This is a genomic window from Acinetobacter pittii, assembly GCF_034067285.1.
GTDB classification, from domain to species: Bacteria; Pseudomonadota; Gammaproteobacteria; order Pseudomonadales; family Moraxellaceae; genus Acinetobacter; species Acinetobacter pittii_E.
Map to the genome: position 1 here is coordinate 3,226,310 of NZ_CP139286.1, position 21,937 is coordinate 3,248,246.

Below are 21,937 nucleotides of genomic sequence, written 5' to 3' on the forward strand. Positions count from 1 at the left end.
TAATTAGCCTTCAACCCATTTACCATTTTGATAAATTAGGCTCCATTTAGTTTGTTTGCCTTCTGGGGTTTCCGAGCCAACATATTGTGATTGATTCTTACGACTGAATTTCACAACTGTCGGATTGCCTTCAGGGTCTACATCTGGTGCTTGTAAAATAAATTGATATTTAGGATCAAGCTGGGCTGCAACGCTACGTAATTCCGCAACTTTTGGCGCACGAGTTTCACGAATTTTCGGGAATTTACTTGCAGCCAAGAATAAGCCTGCCGCACCATCACGCAACACAAAATAGTCATCATGCTTCGTTGAGCGTAAATGTTCCATCTTGATCGGTTCTACACGTGGAGGCGCAGGTTGACCACTTTTCAAGACTTTACGAGTATTGTCACAGCTTGTACAAGCGAAATACGGGCCAAAACGACCAGTTTTAAGCTGCATCTCACCATCACATTTATCACACGGAATGGTTGGACCATCGTAGCCTTTAATCTTGAACTCACCTTCTTCAAGCTCAAAACCATCACAGTCAGGGTTGTTACCACATACGTGCAGTTTACGACCACCATCAATAACATAGCTGTCCATGGCTGTGCCACATTTCGCACAGCGATGTTTTGACATCAAGTCTGCGGTTTCAGCACCATCATCATCAGATAGGGCCGCTAAGGACTCAACAGGTGTTAAATTCAAAGTACCTTTACAACGCTCTTTAGGCGGTAAGTTATAGCCAGAGCAACCTAAGAATACGCCTGTTGTACCTGTACGAATCTGCATTGGACGTGAACATTCGGGACAATGTACAGCTGGTACTTCAACCGGCTGGTTACGACGCATTCCATGCTCGCCTTGAGCATTGGTAAGACGTTTTTTAAAGTCACCATAGAATGTATCTAGTAACTCTTTCCAGTTACGCTCACCTGTTGCAACTTTATCGAGCTGTCCTTCAAGGTCCGCCGTAAATGCATAGTTCATCAAGTTATTGAAACTTTCATCCAGACGATCCGTCACAATTTCACCCATTTTTTCGGCGAAAAGACGACGGTTTTCTAACTTAACGTAGCCACGTTCTTGAATCGTAGAAATAATCGCTGCATAAGTCGAAGGACGACCAATACTACGTTTTTCGAGTTCTTTAACCAAAGAAGCCTCAGTAAAACGTGCAGGAGGTTTAGTAAAGTGCTGACTTGGGTCTAACTTTTCTAATTTTAAGATTTCACCAACTTTAATTGCAGGCAAAATAATATCGTCATCAGACTTATTGGCACCACGAACTCGTGTAAAGCCATCAAATACAAGCGTACGGCCTTTTGCTTTTAATTCAACATTTGCAGCTTCAACCGTTAAAGTTGAAGATAAATATTCTGCTGGAGTCATTTGACATGCAACAAACTGACGCCAAATCAAATCATACAAACGTTGAGCATCACGCTCCACACCCGCAAGTTGATCACCTGTAAGCGCAACATTTGACGGACGAATTGCTTCATGGGCTTCTTGAGCACCCGCTTTGTTACCATAGCGGTTTGGCTTCGCAGGTAAATACTTCTCACCAAATTGGCTTTCAATATGAGCACGTACCATGCTTACTGCGTCATCACTCAAAAACGTTGAGTCAGTACGCATATAGGTAATAAAACCTGCTTCATATAAACGCTGCGCCAGCATCATGGTTTTCTTTACAGAAAAACCTAAACGAGTACTTGCAGCCTGTTGCAACGTTGAAGTGATATAAGGTGCACTTGGATTCACCTTAGTCGGTTTATCTTCACGCTGTGCAACTTTATATTCAGCACCTTTTAAAACATCTAATAGAGCATCAGTTTCAGCTTTATTTTTCAGTTTAAGGGTTTTACCAGCTTGCTTAACTGCTTCAAGACGAATGTCATCTTTCTTGGCTTGCGTGTCTGCAAAAACTTGCCAGTATTCTTCTGGAATAAAAGCACGAATTTCTCTTTCACGCTCTACAACCAGTTTCACCGCTACAGACTGCACACGACCAGCTGACAAACCACGGGCAATCTTTTCCCAAAGTAATGGCGAAACCATAAAGCCAACAACACGGTCTAAGAAACGACGTGCTTGCTGAGCGTTAACTCGGTTTAAATCTAGACGTGTTGGCTGTTTAAATGCTTCTTGAATGGCATTTTTAGTAATTTCGTTAAATACCACGCGGTGATAACGACTGTCGTCACCACCAATAACTTCTCTTAGATGCCAAGCAATAGCTTCCCCTTCTCTATCCAAGTCCGTTGCGAGATAGATTGCATCAGCATCTTTGGCGAGTTTCTTTAGTTCAGCAACAACATTTTCCTTACCTGGCAGAACTTCGTAATGAGCTTCCCAACCATGTTCAGGATCAACCCCCATACGATTAACTAAAGCCTGACTAGCTTTTTGTTCTTTTTCTGCTTCAGTGAGTTTCGTCCGGGCAGCCGGCTTTTTCTCAGTTGATTTGCTGCCACCTGTTGGCAAATCACGTACGTGACCTACAGAAGACTTTACAATGTATTGCGAACCCAGATATTTATTGATGGTTTTCGCTTTGGCAGGCGACTCCACAATCACTAAGGCACGTTTATGTGCAGCAGGTGCAGTAGATGCTGTGCTTTGAGATGCAGAGCGCGAGGTATTCGCCATATAAAATGTTATTCCTATACCAATAAATTTAAAAATCAGGCTTTAGCCAAGTTCAACAGATAAGCCTTCATCTCATCTAATTGTGTTGCTCTCAGGTCTGATTCCTCATCCCAATAAAGCCCTACACAGTTTGCCTGCATATCAATAGCATAAATCCCTTTTAATGCAATGGGAGAATCATTAAATTTCTCATCGCCCTGAACCACTTTTAATTTGCCGTCTATAACGCGAGCACGCATTAAAGATAAACGAGCATCGGGAATCAATACACTATAATAAGCAACCATGCTGGCACGCTTTTCAGTCGCCATTGGGACATGTGTCCATTCAGGTGCAACGATTACACGTGGGTGTAAACCCATTTTACGAGCTTTATCACGCATAATACCAAGTGCCTTTTCACGTGGGCTCACTCTTAAACCAAAAATGGAGCCTAGTACGAAAAGAACAATGATAACGGTAACCCAAATTCCCATATTGTCCATAGCAAAACCTATTAATCTCTTTTATTAGAGTTGCATAAGCTGACCAGAAAACGCAAGTTTCAACATAAAAATAATGCCCGATAAGATGGCAAGGCTCAAAATATCGAGATTTCACAGCATAAATTGCGATGAGCTGACTCAAATATCATTAAGGATTCGAATGGCCATCAATAAGTGTCAGCTTTCCAAATTGGTCAATGTGAGCATCACCCCACTGTTTTAAAGCAAATAGAATTTTCTCAAGACTTTGTCCCAAATCAGTCAGGCAGTATTCCACTTTAGGCGGTACCTGAGGATAGACTTCTCGATGAATAATGCCATCTTGCTCCAATTCACGTAGCTGATTTGTCAGCATTCTTTGAGTAATGCTCGGAACACGCTTTCGAATTTCGTTAAATCTTAAGGTACCTTCATTAAATAAATGCCAAAGAATGACGCATTTCCATTTTCCATCAATCAAGCTAATCGCGGCCTCAACGGCACATCCCGGGGAACAGTCAAAACTTGAATGTCTTGCTTTTGCCATTTTACAGTATCCTTTTTGACACTATGAGCGTTATTTGTCTGTAGTCACTCTTTTAAAGCTTACGTTATGATCAAACTCTCAACAAGAGGAATCATCATTATGAAAGCTGTGGCATATCAAAAAGCGGGGCCTATTACATCACCAGAGGCACTCGTGGATATTGAACTCGACACTCCCGTTGCAGAAGACCATGATCTACTTGTTCGTGTCCAAGCTGTTTCAGTAAATCCGGTCGATACTAAAATCCGCAAGAATGTAAGCCCTGAGAATAATCAGTGGAAAACGCTTGGCTGGGACGCAGTAGGTATTGTTGAAGCGATTGGAGACAAAGTTACTCAATTTAAGATTGGCGATGTTGTTTGGTATGCAGGTGCTCTTAATCGCCAAGGCAGTAATAGTGAATTACAGCTTGTTGATGAACGCATTGTGGGTCATAAACCAAAAACTTTAGAAGCAACCGAGGCGGCAGCTCTCCCTTTAACTGCAATCACAGCGTGGGAAATGCTATTTGATCGCCTGCAAGTTCCAAAGAACGCACCAGAAAAAACATCAATATTAGTCATTGGTGGAGCGGGTGGTGTAGGTTCAATCACTATTCAGCTTCTTAAACAGTTAACTAACTTAACAATTATTGCGACAGCTTCCCGCCCAGAAACTCAAGAATGGGTAAAACAACTTGGTGCTGACCATGTACTAGATCATCGTGAGCCTTTAGCAGCCCAAATCAAGCAATTAGATTTAACGGCACCTTTATATGTGTTCTCGACTACTCAAACAGACCGACATTTAACAGATATCGTAGAGTTGATTGCACCACAAGGCCGTTTCGGACTTATTGATGATCCAGAACAGTTAGATATTAAACCGTTTAAATCGAAGTCCGTATCTGTGCATTGGGAATTTATGTTCACACGTTCAATGTACCACACCGAAGATATGGCAAAACAAAGTGAACTATTAAATGAGGTCAGCAAGCTAGTGGATAAAGGGAAAATTAAGACGACCGTGACGGAGGTTTTAAGCCCTATTAATGCTGAAAATTTAAAACGAGTTCATCAGCAAATTGAAAGTGGTACAACAAAAGGGAAAATTGTCTTACAGGGTTTTTAAGCAAAATTAATAATATTCCCAAATAAAAAGGCAAGTATCGAACTTGCCTTTTTATTAATAGTGAGGAGGTTTATTCGTTAATGGATCAAAAGGTGCAATACCTTCTGATAAATCCGAAGATTCCACACGTTGATAAAGAAATTGCATTTGTTTTTTCAAATCAGCTATTTCCTGAGTCTGAATAGCGAGTTGTTGATTTAATTGTTCAACTAAATCATCCAAAAATGTAATTCGCACTTGCAAATCTTCAATGGGTGCGGAAAATGACGCTTGATCATCATGATATGGTGGTTTAGTCATTTAAATCCTCATTTGAGATTCTGGAAAACATTATGGCCTATATTACCCTAAGGGATGTCCAACTTGCTTTTGGCGGACCTGCCCTGCTCGATGGCGCGAACTTTAATCTAGAACGTGGCGAACGAGTCTGTTTAATTGGTCGTAATGGTGAAGGTAAGTCTACTTTACTTAAACTGATCGAGGGAAGCCTATTACCAGATTCTGGTGAAGTTTCCATTCAAAATGGTTTAACAGTTTCAATGTTAGCCCAAGACGTTCCAATGGATTCTGGCAAAGTTGCTGACATTGTGGCTGATGGTGCAGGAGAAGCTGCCGAAGTACTCAGAGCTTATCATGAAGCAACTGATGCTTGTATGCTTGGCGACATGGAAGCGTGTGACCGTATGGGGAACCTACAGCACAAGCTCGACCAACTAGACGGCTGGGCACTCGAAAATAAGGTCAATGCCCTATTAAGTAAAATGGGACTCGACCCAAATGCGGATTTGGCAGATCTTTCAGGTGGACGTAAACGCCGTGTTTTACTCGCTCGTGCTCTTTTGACACAACCGGACGTATTACTTCTAGACGAACCGACGAACCATCTAGATGTTGAAAGTATTGAATGGTTAGAAAAATTCCTACTCGATCAAAATAATTTAACACTTCTATTTATTTCGCATGACCGCTCTTTTGTAGACAGTATTGCAACTCGTATTGTTGAACTTGATCGTGGCATCTTACGTGGCTATGAAGGTAACTATTCACGCTATTTGGAGCTTAAAGCTCAGCAAATGGAAGCAGAAGAGAAACAAAATGCTTTATTTGATAAAAAATTAGCTGAAGAAGAAGCTTGGATTCGCCAAGGGATTAAAGCTCGCCGTACCCGTAATGAAGGTCGTGTGCGTGCCTTAAAAGCTTTACGTGAAGAATCGAAAGCCCGCCGTTCACAACAAGGCAAAGTGAGCATGGCGACTCAAGAAGCAAATCGCTCTGGTAAATTGGTATTTGATATTGAGCACTTAAGCGTATCTTATGATGATAAACCGCTTATTAAAGATTTCTCTATACTTGTCATGCGTGGTGACCGTATTGGCCTAGTAGGTGATAACGGTGTCGGTAAAACCACCTTAATTAAAGCCATTTTAGGTGAAATCGAGCACGGTGGCTCTGTTAAGACAGGTACACAGTTAGAAGTTGCTTATTTTGATCAATTACGTAATGCCTTAGACCTTGAAAAAACAGTAATGGCAAACGTTTCAGAAGGTTCTGACTTTGTTGATGTAAATGGTAACCGCCGTCATATCTACAGCTATTTACAAGATTTCTTGTTCTCACCTGAACGCGCACGCACACCGGTAAAAGCTCTTTCTGGTGGTGAGCGTAACCGTATCTTGCTTGCTAAATTACTGCTTAAACCATCGAACCTGATTGTGATGGACGAACCAACCAATGACTTGGATATGGTGACTCTAGAGCTTCTTGAAGAGATGCTTTCTGAATATAAAGGCACTTTGTTGCTCATTTCGCATGACCGTGCATTTATGGACAACGTCGTAACATCAACTTGGGTCTTTGATGGTAAAGGCAATATTGCAGAGTACATTGGTGGCTACCAAGACTATTTACAGCAACGTCCAGATGATAAAGTCGTAGACCAAAAGTCTGACGTTAAAAAAGCTCAGGCAAAAGCCGAAGCTGAAAAAGCCGCAGCACAAAGTAACGTTAAAAAGGTCAAACTGAGTTATAAAGACCAACGTGAACTTGAGCAACTTCCTGCGGAAATCGAAAAACTCGAAATTGAACAAGCAGAGCTATCTGACAAACTTGCAGATGGTTCATGGTTTGTCAGTAATGCCGATGAAGCAACTAAAGCAAGTCAACGCCTAGCAGAAATTGAAGAAGTATTACTTGAAAAATTAGAACGTTGGGATGAACTTGAACAAATGAGCAAAGGAAATTAATTTGCGTTCTTTCCTACGAGTTAAATAACAAAAAAGCCTCCTGAAATTAAGGGGGCTTTTTTTAGAATATATAAATTTTGAAAGCACAAAAATCTATAAAAAACACGTGATGAGTGATTAAATTTGGTTAGGCTTAATCGTTTAAAATATCGCTCTGTTTGAATATAAGACTTATAAAAATAATTATGTTATATCTACCCATATAATAATATTCGAGTAGTTTTTCATGCTAGATCTTTCTCAAATTTTAGCATTCGGATTAATCTGCTTGGCGATGGTGCTTACCCCTGGCCCAAACATGATTTACCTTATTTCTCGTTCAATTTGCCAAGGAAAAACGGCGGGATTTATTTCACTTGCTGGTGTCGGCGTTGGCTTCATATTTTATATGCTTTGCGCTTCTTTCGGGATCACAGCGCTTATTATCGCAGTCCCTTATGCTTATGACACTATACGCATTGCCGGAGCCATTTATTTACTCTGGTTAGCATGGAAAGCTCTACGCCCTAATGCATCCCCTATTTTTGATGTAAAGCAGTTATCAGTAGATTCTCCAGCTAAACTATTTTTAATGGGTTTTGCTACAAATCTACTTAATCCTAAAATTGCGATTATGTATCTATCGTTATTGCCACAGTTTATTCACCCACAACAAGGCAGTATTTTATGGCAATCTATTCAACTCGGCACTATTCAAATTTTTGTCAGCGTTTCAGTAAATGCGCTGATTGTGCTTTCTGCGGGTAGCATTGCTCTTTTTCTTCAACAGAAGCCTCTTTGGGCAAATATACAACGCTGGCTTATGGGAACAGTGTTAGCTGGACTTGCAGTTCGCATTCTTTTAGAAAATCGTCGATAACCGCGCTTTACTTCTTCATCTTAACCGCTCAATTCAACAGTGTATTACGACGATAAATTCAGTTCGTGATACACTTTTGCCAGTTTTAATTTTGAATTCTTTATATCGCTATGAGCCAAAAGCAGACTTATACGCCCGGTGAATTTCAATGGTCCTTTTTATTGCCTAAATATTGGGGTATTTGGATTGCCATTGTTTTTTTAATGCTTTTGGCTATTTTGCCATGGGCAATTCAATGGCGTCTGGCTCATGGCTTAGCAAATCTTGCTTGGAAATATTTAAAATCTCGCCGAAAAACGACTATTCGTAATTTAGAAGTCTGCTTTCCCGAATGGTCAGCCGAAAAAGTACAGCAACAAGCTAAGCAAGTTTTTGTAGATATGATGCTTGGTATTTTTGAGACATTAAATGCATGGTATAAGCCTTACTGGTTTAAAAACCGTGTCACCATTGAAGGTTTAGAACACATTACCAATGCTCAAGCTCAGGGCAAAGGCGTTTTATTATTGGGAACTCATAGTACGCTTCTTGATGCAGGGGGTTATGTGTGCGCTCAATATTTCGAGCCAGATGTCGTCTATCGACCTCAAAACAACCCATTGCTCGATATGCTGATTTATCGTTGCCGTGGCACCATTTATAAAGCACAAATCGATCATGATGATATGCGTGGTTTAATTCGTCATCTTAAAGATGGTGATGCAATTTGGTATAGCCCTGATCAAGACTTCGGACTCAAGCAAGGCGTTATGGCACCATTTTTTGGTGTACCAGCTGCTACAGTGACTGCTCACCGACGTTTATTAAAAATCTCGAAGGCAGTCGCAGTTCCTTTATATTTTTATCGTCAAGGCGATGTACAAAACCCTAAATATCATATCTTGATTGAACCTGCGGTCGACAATATGCCAAGTGAAGATGAAGTTGATGATGCAACACGTGTGAATAAGATTATTGAAAATCAGCTTCGTATCGCACCAACTCAATATATGTGGTTCCATCGTCGCTTTAAAACACGTCCTGAGGGATATGAGGAAATTTATTAAGATAAGGCTGTAATAATTTTAGATTAGTAATAGGCACAGCCTCGATTTATAGTGATATTCAAATAATTTCGAATAGGCAGACCTTACTTTTTAGGGATAAAAAGTAAGCAAAAATCCTTTGTTCCGCTGATGTTACATCCTTGTAACACAGCGCAACAGCGACATCCATGTCGCTATCACGATAGTAAACTCTGGATAATGATTTAGTTTGAGATGATGTATCTGTGGATGATCCATCTTTTATGTACGTATAAGGCAAAAAACAATGAAAGTGATGCAACTTCTCCCTGAACTTAATAGCGGTGGCGTAGAACGCGGCACACTAGAAATTGCACGTGCACTGGTTGCACAAGGCCATCAATCTTTGGTTGTTTCAAATGGCGGACGTCTAGTGTCCCAGCTCGAAGCTGAAGGTTCTATTCATTTAACACTGCCTATCCATAAAAAATCATTGTCGAGCTTATGGCAAATCCGTCCATTACGTCAGCTGATTGAACAGCATCAACCCGATATTGTACATGTACGCTCTCGTGTACCAGCTTGGCTTACTCACTTCGCTTTGAGAAAAATACCAGCAAACAAACGCCCTCACCTCATTAGCACGGTACATGGCTTTTATTCAGTTAATCGTTATAGTGCGATTATGACTCAAGCTGAAAAAGTCATTGCTGTTTCTGACAGTGTGGTTAAGTACATCACTGACCATTATAAAAACTGCCCACCACAAGATATTGTGCGGATTTATCGAGGCATTGACCCTACCGCTTTTCCGCATAATTACCAACCTTCAGCACAATGGTTCAATCAAGTTTTTAATGATTTCCCTGAGCTTGAAAATAAGTTTTTACTTTGCTTACCTGGTCGTATTACGCGTTTAAAAGGACATGAAAGTTTAATTGAACTGATGCAGCAACTTCAGACGCAATATCCTCAGCTACATGCAGTTGTTGTCGGTGGGGCTGATGCCAAAAAGCAAGCTTACTTAAACGAACTGCAAAGCACCATTCAAAGCAAAGGACTTACTGATAAAATCACCTTTGTAGGCCATCGCTCTGATATTCGCGAATGGCTGGCTTTTAGCGATATTGTGCTCTCTCTATCCAATCAGGCAGAAACATTCGGTAGAACAGCATTAGAAGCGCTTTCAGTCGGTACGCCAGTGATTGGCTGGAACCGTGGAGGTGTTGCCGAGATTTTATCGAACGTCTATCCGCAAGGTCTTGTTGAAGCAGAAAATGAAAAAGCTTTAATAGAGACTGTAAAAAAACATATTGAACAACCGCAAGTCGTTGCTCCTGTCACGATGTTTAGCTTAAAAGACATGTGTGACCAAACACTAGAACTCTACCAACGCGTTTTAAAATAACCCAATAAAAAACCCGCGATCTTCGCGGGTTTTTTTCGACTAAAAAACTTCTCTCTTATTTAAGAGATGCTTCATAAGCAGCAGCTTTTTCAGAGTCGTATTGCTTTTCCCATTTACTGATTACAAGTACAGCAAGCGCGTTACCGACAACGTTCAGCGCAGTACGAGCCATATCCATAATACGGTCAACACCAGCAATAAATGCTAAGCCTTCAACAGGAATACCCACACTACCTAATGTCGCTAATAACACAACAAATGATACGCCAGGAACACCAGCAATACCTTTAGAAGTAATCATTAATGTTACAACCAAAATAACTTGTTGGCTGATTGACATTTCAATACCGTAAAGCTGTGCAATAAAGATTGCTGCGATACTTTGGTACAGCGTAGAACCATCAAGGTTAAATGAATAACCTGTTGGAATCACAAAACTGGAAATCGCTTTTGGCGCACCGTAAGCTTCCATTTTTTGCATAATACGCGGTAAAACTGTTTCCGAGCTTGCAGTTGAATAAGCTAAAATCAATTCATCTTTCAAAATCTTAAACAAGATAAAGATATTGATACCGAACATTTTTGCAGTTAAACCAAGCACCACTAAAGCAAAGAATAAAATCGCACCGTATACCAACACGACTAATTTGCCTAAAGGGATAAGTGAAGCAAAACCGAAGTTTGCAACAGTTACAGCGATTAAACCAAACACCCCCACAGGCGCATACTTCATAATGATATGCGTTACGCGGAACATCGTTTCTGAAACTGCATGAAACACGTTCAATAATGGGTCTTTTGTCGTTGCTGGTAAAGAAGATAAACCGATACCAAATAGCACAGCAAAGAAAATCACAGGTAACATTTCGCCATGTGCCATCGAACTAATAATGTTCGTTGGGATAAGCGATAATATTGTTTGAATAAGACCATGTGACTGAGACTGAACTTCTTCAGTTGTATGCTTGTACTGAGAAATATCCGACTGTACCAACTGAGACATATCAATGCCTGAGCCCGGATGGAAGATATTTGCTGCAACCAAGCCAACCAAAATAGCAATAGTCGTAATAATTTCAAAATAGAGAATGGTTTTAAAACCAAGTCGCCCTAAACTTTTCGTACTGCCAACACCTGCAATACCTAAAATTAAGGTAGAGAAAACGATTGGAATAACAATCATTTTAATCAGGCTAATAAAGATCTTACCCAATGGGTTAAGAACATTATTCACAATACTGTCTTTGATTTCAGGCTGGTTATGTAAAACAGCCCCGACAACTATCCCTAGGATTAAAGCAATTAAAATTTGCCATGCAAGGCTAAATTTAAAATTCTTCATAAGACAATCCTTATGCACCGCAAAGTATCAAATATGAGAGGGAGAAGACCACTAACTAAGAGTGAAACCTCAATATGTACAGTAATTTCCAAACAGAAATTTAAATGCACAAACAAATCACAACTCGCCGATCCGGCGAGATAAACAACAATGCCTGTTGACGATCCAACATGTCAACGATCGGCACATTCTATTGAGATTTATTAATTAAACAACCCCAATTTATCCTTAAATAGATCAAAGCCTATATTTATTCATCAATAATCTATAAAAACAGAAGCTTAATAAAAAAAAATTTTGTATCTTTTTTCATTAAAAATTGCACAAATTTTTATCAAAAAATGTGAGTATTTACCTAGTATGAGATAGCTTTAAAAATTAAGATGAGCTCAAAATTTTTTATTTTATTTACACAGAATTAAATAAGGTATATAAAAATATCAACCCGAGTTCTGCGTCCTGCAAAACTCGGGTAAATGAGGTTGTGCTTTCAGGTTAATAATTATTTTTATCGTGTCCGTTCCAACATCTGATCCGTGATGCTATTCCATATCAGCTTCGTGTATCCTTACGTGGGACTATCCATTCCCGTTTCCATGTGCCGATGAATATAGAATAAGGTTTTTATAACTATCTGCCTATTCGCCCTAGACTCAAATCTTTGTACGATATTGCTTACATCGATTTTTATATTCTTTTTATTTATAAGGCTGTGCAATTTTATCAGTCACTATTTTCTCTTCTGCTTCTGCTTTGGCAATCCCTTCTTGGATGGCACTTTGCGCCTCCTCTTCATCATTTTGAGTTTGCTCAAGCTCTTCTTGAATAAGTTCAAATATTCGTCCAGTCTGCAAAACCACATAGACAGGGAAATGATCAGATCCGATATGAGGCAAACGCTGCATTTTAACCAAACCAAAATCAGTACTATGGAAAATATGGTCTAAAGACCAACGCAGTAACGGATAGTCTGCATGAAAAGTATTAATGAAATGTCGGCCAACTCGCGGATCAAGTAATCCACTAATTCGCTGAAATAGACGCGTAGTACGCGACCATGCTACATCGTTTAAATCCCCCATCACTATACAACTTTCATCAAGATCTTTAATTTGGTCACCTACAATTAAAAGTTCTGCATCACGTAAAGTCGAATCTTTCGCCTCAGTCGGACTAGGTGGTTTCGGATGTAAACAATAGAGTTGAACCGGCATACCGGATCGTAAAGACACAGTGGTATGAATAGAGGGAATTTCATCACTGAGAATAAATTTAACTTCGGTATTTGATAAAGGTAAACGACTATACAAATGCATGCCGTAGAGGTTATCTAAAGGCACAGGAACACGATAAGGATAGTCGCCTTCAATCTCTTTTAAAGCATTCTCCCATGTCTTATCACTTTCCAGTGTAAGTAATAAATCAGGTTTTAATGTCTGGATATGCTCAAGAAGTAAATGATATTTATCATTAGGAGTAAGAACATTTGATACGATTAATGAAATCTGCTTTTGCGGATCTAATTGAGACGGCCTCACCTGTTTAACCTGTTTTTTCCAAAACAAGGTATAGGGCAAAACCATTTTAAGTTGGTAAGCAAGGGCGGCAATAAGCAAAGCCAGAACTATTTCACGCCAGAGGTTCCATTCGGTAGGCCAAAACAGCATTCCAATAAAGGCTAACAAACCAACAAATAGAATCTGCAAACGAGGAAAATCGGCACCACGAAACCACCACTCATCACGAGGAATAAGTGACCAGAAACTCAACCAAATCACCAGACCAGCTAGAACTTCGATATAAATCATTGAATTTTCTCTTTTAAGATGATTTGTTTTTTAAAGTTTTTGTCATCTTTATCAATTTTGTATGTAACATAAACAAGATATTCTACTCAATAAAGATGGTGTTTTGTTTCTGTAACGCTTGCAGTTGTGGACACTTTTGATACACTCAACTCCCCCTAACAATTTTAACGCACCGAGGCAAAATGACATGAAAGTAGGTCTGGTCGGTTGGCGCGGGATGGTCGGTTCCGTCCTTATGCAACGTATGGTTGAAGAGAATGATTTTGCTCATATTGAGCCATTCTATTTCTCTACCAGTAATGCAGGTGGTGAAGCTCCTTCATTTGGTGGTAAGACTGCCCCAGCACTTATGGAAGCTACAGACATTAATAGTCTGAAGCAAATGGATGTCATTATTACCTGTCAAGGTGGTGACTATACGTCTGAAGTTTTCCCACAGTTAAAAGCAACTGGTTGGGATGGCTACTGGATTGATGCAGCCTCTACTTTACGTATGTCAGATGATGCAATCATCGTTCTTGACCCAGTAAACCTTAACGTGATTAAAGACGGCTTGGTTAACGGCACCAAAACTTTCGTAGGTGGCAACTGTACAGTATCACTTATGTTGATGGGTGTAGGTTCACTTTTCCAAAATAATTTGGTGGAGTGGATGACTGCTATGACTTATCAAGCAGCATCAGGCGCTGGCGCACAAAACATGCGTGAGCTAATTACTGGTATGGGCTACTTATATAACAATACCAAAACATTGTTAGATGATCCTAAATCTGCAATTTTGGATATTGATCGTCAAGTTGCTGAGTTACAACGTGGTGAAGGTTTCCCATCTGCTAACTTTGGTGTGCCATTAGCGGGTTCATTGATTCCTTACATTGATAAACAACTTGAAAACGGTCAATCAAAAGAAGAGTGGAAAGGTCAAGTTGAAACCAACAAGATCTTGGGTAACTCACAAATTGTTCCTATTGACGGTCACTGTGTTCGTATTGGTGCAATGCGTTGTCACTCTCAAGCACTTACAATCAAGTTGAAAAAAGATGTACCACTTGATGAAATTGAAGACATGATTCGTACTTCAAACCAATGGGCGAAAGTTGTACCAAACACTCGTGAAGCGTCTATGACCGACCTTACACCTGTTGCTGTAACTGGTACTTTAACTGTGCCTGTAGGTCGTCTACGTAAACTCAACATGGGTAAAGAATATCTAGGTGCATTTACAGTGGGTGATCAGTTACTCTGGGGTGCTGCTGAGCCTTTACGTCGTATGTTACGTATCTTAGTTGAATATAAAAGCTCATAATTTGATTTGAATTATTCAGTCAAAATAAAAAGCCGATCACATTAGATCGGCTTTTTCGTAACTGGTTTGTGAAAATTTTACAATTTATTTACATTTCATTATTGTATAATTTTGAACGACTTTACGACTTATTAGGTCATGGATTGAGATGACTGTTTATAACAAATTAAAAATTGCCATTTTCACCATTATGTCTTCGCCTTCTATTTATGCGATTACATTAGACCCTATACAAATACAGTCCGCACCTGGCGATTTGTTATATGCCGAAATGAATTTCCAACAAGCTGATCCCAACGCTACTTTACAAGTCAGTTTGGCAACTCCTGAAGATTTAAGCGCGTTAGGAGTGACTCATCAGCCGCCCGGAAATCTTAATTTTTATACACGCCAAAATGGCCAAGGCTCAGGAGTTATTGTTATTACCTCATCTCGCCCTGTGATTGATCCTGAACTGAATATTGTAGTAAAAATTAGCGAAGGCTCTGCCACCCGTTTACAGCATATTAAAACCGTAATTAAACCTTCTTCTATAAAAAAGAATGAAAATAACGAAAGTACTTTATCACCTCAGTTTATTGTTAATGAAAAAGATATTGCTCTAAATCTGCCAGAAAGTACCCGTTATACATCAACAACTTCGGCTCCAGCGACAACTGATTCGAATGGTGAACATAGCCTTAACATTAGCTCTGGAACTGCTCCAGCTATAAATACCAACTCATCCAATACATCCAGCGAAAACTCTTCTAGTCAGGTTGCTCAACAAGTTACAGCAAATACTACTTCTGATCAGGTAGCATCAGTAAATCAGATTAAACCAACCAGCGCCAAAACAGCCACAAACAATTCACCAAAAACTCCAGTCAACAAACTAACAGCGCAAAAGAAATCTACGCCTCAAAAGACGCTTAACCAAAACCCTGCCAAGAAACAGACTCTAAGTCCCTACAAAGGCCCAGCAACATCAGGTAAATATGTAGTACAGCGCAACGAGTCTTTATGGAGCATTGCTAATCGTATCGCAGCAAAAACTAAACAACCTGTTGCGAAAGTCATGCATGATATTCAAGCTCAAAACAGACATGCTTTTATTCAGGGTGATGTAAATCGTTTACGTCAAGGAATTGCGCTTAATCTAGCACACTCTCCTGCTAAACCTCAGCAAAACAAGCCAAAAACAGACATAGCACACACTGCAAAATCAACTTCTAGCAAGGCAAAATATCGTTTACAGCAAGCTGAAATGAGTATTGTGGCTGAAAACAGCCAAAATTCTACACATGGAACTGCTAAGAAGAGCACACAACAGGGTCAAAACAATACTGAGTTAGCAGTAAAAGTTATGACAACACGAGAAAAAACCGTTACATTACAAAGGAATGTAACCAAACTAAATCAAACTTTACGTTTAAAAGACCAACGTATTCAAATTTTGAATGCACGTTTGGCAGAGTTACAACAGCAGTTACAAGCACAGCAACAGACTCATAAGCAAAAACATTAAGTTAAAATTAGAGTTAGCTCGCTTTATATTGCAAATATTTATTTTTTAAGGGGAAAGTAATGTTATATGTGATTCCGTTCATCATATTGCTCGTGGTCGCTGTCATTTTAAAAAAACGCGAAAATAGCCAGAAGCAAGAGGCTAACTCCCCTAAAACGGTAAGTAGAAAAACCAATAAAAAAGCGAACTCTAAAACAAGTAAAAACTCGCGTGAAAAAAGTAAAGTCAATGTGGTTGAAGAACTCATTCCCTCTACTCCACAAAGCAGCCCTGTTCCGGATGCTGTACGTCAAAAAATTCAGCTACTTATTCAAGAAAGACAATTCTCAGCAGCTGAAGCTCAAGTCAATCAGGCGCTAAAAAAAGATAATACACAACATGAACTTTATTTATTGCTGCTTGAGATTCATATTGCACAAAAAGATGAGTTTGCAATAACTCAACTGATTGGCCATATTCGCAGTTTGTCACTCAATGAAATAGCCATTCAAGCAGAAGCCAAACAAAAAGAGTATGAGTCCTCAAGACAACCTGATGCCATCGATTTTCCTCAAGCTCAAATATCCCAAGAGCCAAAAAATAAAGCTGACACAACAGCTCAGTTTGACCAGTTAACAGCAAGTTCTTCTGAAGCTTCTTTTGATGACTTGCAGCAAGACTATACCCCTGTAAAGCAAGAACCTGCTGTTGAAGTTGAACCTTTAGAGTTTAACTTTTCATTCGAACAAACCACGACTACAGAAAGTGGCAGCCAACCGACCCAAGAATCGGAGTTACCATCATCTCAACAAACAAATGATTTGGCTGACTTAGATTTTTCTTTTGATTTAGCACCACTGCATGAACCTGAGGAAAAAGCTCAAGTAGTAGAAATACCAGCACACCAAGAGAACAATACGAATGTTTTGGATTTTAATCTTGAATTAAATCCTGCAAATTCGGAGCTAAAAACTCATGAGCAGACCTCATCGTTAGATGAGCTTAAATTGGTAGAACAAGCTCCATTAGAACCAATTTCAATAGCACCTCTTGAGTTTTCTTTAGATGAACCTACCTTAATCACAACATCAGAGATTGACACTCAAAATCATATAAATTTATTAGGTGAAGAGACTACTCCAGCTCAAACTCAAGACCCTCTTTTAGAAGCTTTTCCAGAATTAAAACAGTTAGATGAAAATGAACTTGATCTAAAACTTGCAGAGCAATACATCAAGTTAGGTGCTTATCCAGCAGCTCAAGCGTTATTGGCAAGTAATGAGCAAAAATTCAACACAGAACAACAACAACGCGCGAAAAACCTACTTAATCGCATAGCTTCTTAGAACTGTTCGATTTACCATAAGCAGTCAGAGATGACTGCTTTTTTATGCCTGCAAAAATATGAAAAAAATAGCCTTATTTTATATGGGTGGTACTTTTGGTTGCATTGGTGAACCTTTAGCTCCTATGCCTTATGACCAATTCCTACCTCAACTTGAAAAAGTAATTCCCCCACACTTAACAGTTGACTGCTTCGCTGCGCCCAATATTGTTGATAGCAGTGCATGTACAGCACCTGATTGGTTACGTCTAATTCAACGCATACAACAACTACAACTTGAAGGTTATCAACATTTCGTTGTTATTCATGGTACAGACACGCTCAGTTATGCAGCTGCAACCCTAGCCCGCTTTTTAGGCCAAAGCTGTCATATTGTAATTACTGGTAGCCAATACCCGTTACTTAATATTCAAGGTGACAATACTCGTGAATTTACTGATGCAATTGAGAACTTATACCTTGCATTAGAACAAGTGATTTCTCTACCTGTGGGTGCTTATCTCGCATTCCACCATCAAGTATTCCACGCACAAACTGCATTAAAAACGCATACGACTGAACTCGATGCTTTTTCAGGCTTAAGTAGTGAAGTTGAGTTTGCGCCCCAGCAAAATGAATTGATCGTACAAGACACCCAAATTGAACGAGCAGCTTCATTCCAGATTTTAAACTGGATGATGCAACCGATTGCAACAGAGTACTTAGTTCAGCAATTACGTCACTTACTTCCAGCCCCTCCGCACTTTTTAGTGTTACAAGGTTTTGGTACGGGTAATATTGCGGTAAACCAAGAATTACTCGCAACATTAGATGAACTGTATGCTCATGGTTGTGTTCCAATTTTGGCAACCCAAGTAACTTTTGGTGGTATTGATCAACGTTATGCGATTAGTGCATGGGCGAAAACTGCAAAAATCGTCATTAGTGATGCTAATAGTCATGCAGATCTCTATGCAAAAGCACTTCAAATCTATTTAAAATACCCAACTCCAGAACAATGGCTAAGTCATTGGAACGAAAATTTGCATTAAACAGAGGTAAAGCCATGCAACGTTATGCGGTCGGTATTGAATTTAGCGGAGTTCAATACCGAGGTTGGCAAACACAACAGCCAGGCGTTGCCAGCGTTCAGGAAACGATTGAGCGTGTACTTAGCAAAATTGCAGATGAGCCTATTGCACTTCACGGTGCGGGTCGTACTGACGCTGGAGTACATGCAACAAATATGGTGGCACACTTTGATACGAACGCTATTCGTCCAGAAACAGGATGGTTAAGAGGGGCAAACAGCCAATTGCCTAAAGATATTTCCATTCAGTGGATTAAACTGATGGATGAAAGTTTTCATGCGCGTTTTAAAGCGACTGCACGACGTTACCGCTATATCATCTATAACGCGCCCCATCGCCCAGCACTATTACACAAACAAGTTACTCACATTTACCAAAAGCTAGATGTGAAAAAGATGATTGAAGCTGCCAGTAAGTTTGAAGGAACGCATAACTTTGAAACTTTTCGCGCAGCAGCATGTCAGTCAAACCAGCCTGTACGACATGTAACGCATTGCCGTTTATTTGAACATGGACGCTATTTGGTTCTAGATATTCAAGCAGATGGTTTTTTACATCATATGGTACGCAATATTGTCGGTTGCTTACTCGAAATTGGTCAAGGTATGTATGAAATTGATCATATCGATGCGATGTTTGCGGCACAGGATCGTAAAGCAGCTGGTGTAACTGCCCCACCCGATGGTCTTTATTTTATTCAGTGTAATTATCCTGAGCAGTTTGATTTACCGCAGCCACCGCTTGGGCCACATTGGCTAAACTTACCTGAGTAAGCTTAGCCCAATGCTGTATGTTGTTTCTACCGGTGTTGTTTACGCTTACGGTACTCAACTGGTGTCTCATTTGTCCAACGTTTAAAAGCACGATAGAACGTACTTGGTTCAGAGAAACCAGTTAAATACACAATACGCTCAACACTCTCGTTGGTATTTGCCAAAAGCTTTTTAGCCAAACGGCAACGATAGTCAGAAAGTATTTGTTGAAAACTGGTATTTGCTTCACTGAGCTGAGTACGTAAGCGACGCGGAGTAATATTCAACTGAGCAGCCACCGTTTCCAACGTAGTTTCTCCGCTTTCCAGTGTTGAACCGATCGCACGGCGAACTTCACCCACCAAATCATAACGGGCCAGTTCCTGCAATTTTTCAATTGCGAGCTGCTCATGCAATTGCAACAACTCAGGCTCTGCTTGCCAAAGCTGGAAATCTAAAATAGCAGGGTCAAAATATAAACGTGTCTCTTTCTGACCTAAGCTAACTGGGCAGCCGAATACACGGAAATATTCATCCTCAGAAGCACCTTCACTAAAATTAAAATCGATGAAGATAGGATGAAATTGTCCTTCGGTAATGAATTTAAAGAATCTAAGTATGCCTGAAATTGCACATTCGGAAAAATGACGGTTGACTAGATTGTCAGCGCCAATCTGTTCGCCATTGGTTAAATAACAACGTCCTTCTTCAACTACCAGTTTTGCATCAAATGCATCACTAATGAGTCGTTGATAAGCTAAAGCTCGTTTTAAGCCTTCACCAAAGGTTTCACTACTAATAAATAGATGTTCAATCACCTGCCCTCGATACAAAGGCAAATGCTCACCTAAATGCAGACCGATGTCTGGATCTTTACTGACTTCCTGAGCGGCAGTCCAAAAGGCATACTGTGCACTTAACGGTGTACGTGCATTGGTATCGACCTGATTTAAAGCAACTCCCGCTTTGGTTAATATTTCTTCTGTTGGCAATCCCGCACGACGAATCGCTTGATAGCCAAAGCGTAATACAACTGATGCATCTGTTAGCTGACCCACGCAGTGCCCTTCCATGTAGATACTTCATTGATATTTAGGGCTGTTGACCTTTATGCAATTAACAGTCCCTAATAACTATGATTTTAGATTAGCGTTGATTGACCAAACTGACAACAGAATTACTCAGCTTTTGTGAAAAAAATTACATCTTTTTTGATTAGTCATAGTTTAACCAGATGCTTTAGCAGAAGTGTGTCTATCTTGTTTTTTTTAAAAAAATTGACTATAATTTGCGCCTTTCCAATTTGATCATCAGGTAGGCTATGGCCAATAAAGAGGAACTCATTGAGTTCGAAGGCGTTGTCACCGAAACGCTTCCTAATACGATGTTCCGTGTACGTCTTGAAAACGGTCACGAAGTTATTGCACACATTTCTGGTAAAATGCGTAAACACTATATTCGTATTCTTACTGGCGACAGTGTAAAAGTCGAAATGACTCCATATGACTTAACTAAAGGTCGTATTACGTACCGTGCTCGCTAATTAGTGAATGCAAAAAAGCCACTTTATGATGTGGCTTTTTTATTGCGTCATTTATTCATTTAAGCGACTGGTTTTACATCCTACCGTTTGGCATTCACGCAATCTTTCTTGCAGCCAATGGTTTCTTTCCTGCTTTGTCTGTAAACGACATTGCACGTCTACGCTATTCCTATTTGAATCTGTACACTCGGCATCACGTTGACGTATCCATGCAAGTTGAGACTTCTTAAGAATATTTTTCTGCGCGGTGTTTAACTTTACGCGCAATGCTTGATAATTCTTATTCAAATCTGCATCAGCGCTCGCATAAATTTTATTTGTACAGTAGATATCATCGTAAGTATTGCGGGCACTATCACAATTATCTGCATAGACCGAAGTCATTCCAAAGCTGCATAAAAAAGCAAAAACTATTTTTCTTATCTTTTTCTTCCTTAAGTTTTCTATGAAATTATTTTTAAAGTGGTACGAATGTAATGATAAATCGAAAGACAAATTTACCTTCCATTTATCATAATCCTCCTTTTTTACTTTACAAGTTTGTAAATACAACCTATTGTTCTTTAATAATAAATATAATTTTATATAGTGAGAAAAATGAACATATATACCCGATGCCAAATTGGCTTACTGACTTTCATAATGATTTATCTTAACGGTTGTGCTAGCCACCTACACCAATCTGTAGATTTACAGGAATATTTAAAGGGCTTTCTAGGCAAATCATCGGCTAGCATTCAACAAGATATCAATTTACGTAGTCTTGGTTTTCAAGTCGCTAGCACTCCACAAAAAACATCCAACCAGCTCATCTATACGATTTTACGTCCGTTAAGCATCCCAATCCCTATGGTGAGTAATGTCGATATGAGAGGCGGTTCTGTTCCCATACAATCAGGTAATTTGAGTGGCAATTCTTATGATTTGAATTTCAACTGCAAAGTTATTTTTCAGCTTAAGAATGATATTGCCGAGTCTATTCAATATGAAGGTAAAGCCTGCTAAAACAT

The 21,937-nt window shown here is 39.6% G+C and carries 20 protein-coding genes; 12 read left to right on the top strand and 8 right to left on the bottom strand.

Annotated elements, in window-relative coordinates:
• Nucleotides 1-3: 3 nt before the first annotated feature.
• From topA to SOI81_RS15240, 3 genes are all read right to left on the bottom strand, one after another.
• Nucleotides 4-2,640, bottom strand: a complete 2,637-nt coding sequence (gene topA / locus SOI81_RS15230; protein ID WP_002115027.1) for a type I DNA topoisomerase — start codon at nucleotides 2,638-2,640, stop codon at nucleotides 4-6.
• A gap of 35 nt (nucleotides 2,641-2,675) precedes the next feature.
• Nucleotides 2,676-3,125, bottom strand: a complete 450-nt coding sequence (locus tag SOI81_RS15235; protein ID WP_004842579.1) for a hypothetical protein — start codon at nucleotides 3,123-3,125, stop codon at nucleotides 2,676-2,678.
• A gap of 148 nt (nucleotides 3,126-3,273) precedes the next feature.
• Nucleotides 3,274-3,651, bottom strand: a complete 378-nt coding sequence (locus SOI81_RS15240; RefSeq protein ID WP_224992328.1) for a winged helix-turn-helix transcriptional regulator — start codon at nucleotides 3,649-3,651, stop codon at nucleotides 3,274-3,276.
• A gap of 99 nt (nucleotides 3,652-3,750) precedes the next feature.
• Here SOI81_RS15240 and SOI81_RS15245 point away from each other — a divergent pair, with 99 nt between their 5' ends.
• A complete protein-coding gene (locus tag SOI81_RS15245; RefSeq protein WP_320540958.1) occupies nucleotides 3,751-4,761 on the top strand; it encodes a zinc-binding alcohol dehydrogenase family protein in 1,011 nt (336 codons plus the stop codon).
• Nucleotides 4,762-4,815: 54 nt separating this feature from the next.
• Here the strand turns inward: SOI81_RS15245 and SOI81_RS15250 are convergent, their stop codons facing one another.
• Nucleotides 4,816-5,061 (bottom strand): SlyX family protein, encoded by a 246-nt coding sequence (locus SOI81_RS15250; RefSeq protein WP_002115104.1) that lies wholly within the window; start codon nucleotides 5,059-5,061, stop codon nucleotides 4,816-4,818.
• Between the two features lie 32 nt (nucleotides 5,062-5,093).
• Here SOI81_RS15250 and uup point away from each other — a divergent pair, with 32 nt between their 5' ends.
• The 4 genes from uup to lpsB all read left to right on the top strand — a co-directional run bounded on the left by uup (nucleotide 5,094) and on the right by lpsB (nucleotide 10,275).
• Nucleotides 5,094-7,004: an ATP-binding cassette domain-containing protein gene (gene uup, locus SOI81_RS15255; RefSeq protein WP_320540959.1), complete on the top strand. Its 1,911-nt coding sequence runs from the start codon at nucleotides 5,094-5,096 to the stop codon at nucleotides 7,002-7,004.
• A gap of 226 nt (nucleotides 7,005-7,230) precedes the next feature.
• Nucleotides 7,231-7,863: a LysE family translocator gene (gene yahN / locus SOI81_RS15260; protein ID WP_262457080.1), complete on the top strand. Its 633-nt coding sequence runs from the start codon at nucleotides 7,231-7,233 to the stop codon at nucleotides 7,861-7,863.
• 110 nt (nucleotides 7,864-7,973) lie between these two features.
• Nucleotides 7,974-8,909: an LpxL/LpxP family Kdo(2)-lipid IV(A) lauroyl/palmitoleoyl acyltransferase gene (lpxL, locus tag SOI81_RS15265; RefSeq protein WP_224992331.1), complete on the top strand. Its 936-nt coding sequence runs from the start codon at nucleotides 7,974-7,976 to the stop codon at nucleotides 8,907-8,909.
• Between the two features lie 265 nt (nucleotides 8,910-9,174).
• On the top strand, nucleotides 9,175-10,275 hold the full coding sequence (lpsB, locus tag SOI81_RS15270) for a glycosyltransferase family 4 protein (RefSeq protein ID WP_320540960.1): 1,101 nt from the start codon (nucleotides 9,175-9,177) through the stop codon (nucleotides 10,273-10,275).
• A 55-nt stretch (nucleotides 10,276-10,330) separates the two neighbouring features.
• On the opposite strand, the gene gltP is transcribed toward lpsB, so the two are convergent.
• Together gltP and SOI81_RS15280 are read right to left on the bottom strand one after the other, a co-directional pair.
• Entirely contained in the window at nucleotides 10,331-11,617 is a 1,287-nt protein-coding gene (gene gltP / locus SOI81_RS15275) for a glutamate/aspartate:proton symporter GltP (RefSeq protein WP_016142292.1), read from the bottom strand.
• Nucleotides 11,618-12,315: 698 nt separating this feature from the next.
• A complete protein-coding gene (locus SOI81_RS15280) occupies nucleotides 12,316-13,425 on the bottom strand; it encodes an endonuclease/exonuclease/phosphatase family protein (protein WP_239974891.1) in 1,110 nt (369 codons plus the stop codon).
• A 187-nt stretch (nucleotides 13,426-13,612) separates the two neighbouring features.
• Here SOI81_RS15280 and asd point away from each other — a divergent pair, with 187 nt between their 5' ends.
• The 5 genes from asd (at nucleotide 13,613) to truA (ending at nucleotide 19,405) form a co-directional block, all read left to right on the top strand.
• On the top strand, nucleotides 13,613-14,731 hold the full coding sequence (gene asd, locus SOI81_RS15285) for an aspartate-semialdehyde dehydrogenase (protein ID WP_016142294.1): 1,119 nt from the start codon (nucleotides 13,613-13,615) through the stop codon (nucleotides 14,729-14,731).
• Between the two features lie 148 nt (nucleotides 14,732-14,879).
• Complete coding sequence (locus SOI81_RS15290; protein ID WP_239974893.1) at nucleotides 14,880-16,238, top strand: FimV family protein; 1,359 nt, start codon at nucleotides 14,880-14,882, stop codon at nucleotides 16,236-16,238.
• 59 nt (nucleotides 16,239-16,297) lie between these two features.
• Nucleotides 16,298-17,563, top strand: a complete 1,266-nt coding sequence (locus SOI81_RS15295; RefSeq protein ID WP_320540961.1) for a hypothetical protein — start codon at nucleotides 16,298-16,300, stop codon at nucleotides 17,561-17,563.
• Between the two features lie 58 nt (nucleotides 17,564-17,621).
• Nucleotides 17,622-18,593: an asparaginase gene (gene ansA / locus SOI81_RS15300; RefSeq protein WP_239974897.1), complete on the top strand. Its 972-nt coding sequence runs from the start codon at nucleotides 17,622-17,624 to the stop codon at nucleotides 18,591-18,593.
• A gap of 14 nt (nucleotides 18,594-18,607) precedes the next feature.
• Complete coding sequence (gene truA, locus SOI81_RS15305; protein ID WP_016142298.1) at nucleotides 18,608-19,405, top strand: tRNA pseudouridine(38-40) synthase TruA; 798 nt, start codon at nucleotides 18,608-18,610, stop codon at nucleotides 19,403-19,405.
• Between the two features lie 26 nt (nucleotides 19,406-19,431).
• On the opposite strand, the gene SOI81_RS15310 is transcribed toward truA, so the two are convergent.
• Complete coding sequence (locus tag SOI81_RS15310; protein WP_016142299.1) at nucleotides 19,432-20,442, bottom strand: AraC family transcriptional regulator; 1,011 nt, start codon at nucleotides 20,440-20,442, stop codon at nucleotides 19,432-19,434.
• Nucleotides 20,443-20,705: 263 nt separating this feature from the next.
• On the opposite strand from SOI81_RS15310, the gene infA reads away from it, so the two are divergent.
• Nucleotides 20,706-20,927, top strand: a complete 222-nt coding sequence (infA, locus tag SOI81_RS15315; protein ID WP_001284370.1) for a translation initiation factor IF-1 — start codon at nucleotides 20,706-20,708, stop codon at nucleotides 20,925-20,927.
• Between the two features lie 51 nt (nucleotides 20,928-20,978).
• Here the strand turns inward: infA and SOI81_RS15320 are convergent, their stop codons facing one another.
• A complete protein-coding gene (locus tag SOI81_RS15320) occupies nucleotides 20,979-21,311 on the bottom strand; it encodes a lysozyme inhibitor LprI family protein (protein ID WP_320540962.1) in 333 nt (110 codons plus the stop codon).
• A gap of 213 nt (nucleotides 21,312-21,524) precedes the next feature.
• Here SOI81_RS15320 and SOI81_RS15325 point away from each other — a divergent pair, with 213 nt between their 5' ends.
• Entirely contained in the window at nucleotides 21,525-21,932 is a 408-nt protein-coding gene (locus SOI81_RS15325; protein WP_320540963.1) for a hypothetical protein, read from the top strand.
• Nucleotides 21,933-21,937: the final 5 nt, after the last annotated feature.